The sequence below is a fragment of the Streptococcus cristatus genome (assembly GCF_003943535.1).
In the GTDB taxonomy this organism is placed as follows: Bacteria; Bacillota; Bacilli; order Lactobacillales; family Streptococcaceae; genus Streptococcus; species Streptococcus cristatus_L.
Window position 1 is genome coordinate 1 of the sequence record NZ_RJPU01000038.1, and the last position, 581, is coordinate 581.

General features: G+C 39.2%; 1 rRNA gene. It reads right to left on the reverse strand.

Annotated features, from left to right (window positions below):
- Nucleotides 1-207, reverse strand: a 16S ribosomal RNA gene (locus tag D8790_RS10745); the annotation flags it as partial.
- Nucleotides 208-581: the final 374 nt, after the last annotated feature.

The window sequence follows — 581 nt, forward strand, 5'->3', positions numbered from 1 at the left end:
GACTATGACTATCATGCAATAGTCAATGTTATGCGGTATTAGCTATCGTTTCCAATAGTTATCCCCCGCTACCAGGCAGGTTACCTACGCGTTACTCACCCGTTCGCAACTCATCCAGAAGAGCAAGCTCTCCCTTCAGCGTTCTACTTGCATGTATTAGGCACGCCGCCAGCGTTCGTCCTGAGCCAGGATCAAACTCTCATTAAAAGTTTGAGTTCTCACTCATTTCTGTCACTGACAGATTTATTGTTTTTTTCTTTGTTCAGTACTACAACATATGTTGTAGTGCCCTGCACATTGGTTCGTCTTGTTCAGTTTTCAAAGGTCTTTATCGCTCTCTCAAGCGACAACTATATCAGTATATCACCTATCTATTCCCTTGTCAACACTTTTTTGAAATTTTTTTATCTTTTTTTACAAATTTATTTCCTAACACAATCAATATCACTGATAAATCAATAACTAAAAGGGAAAGGTAACATCTCCCTCTTACCTCTCCCTTATTCTCTATATCACTGTGCTGCTAAAGTCTATTAAATATTCCTCTAACTCTCGCAGCAGTCTTTTACGTCCCTTAAACC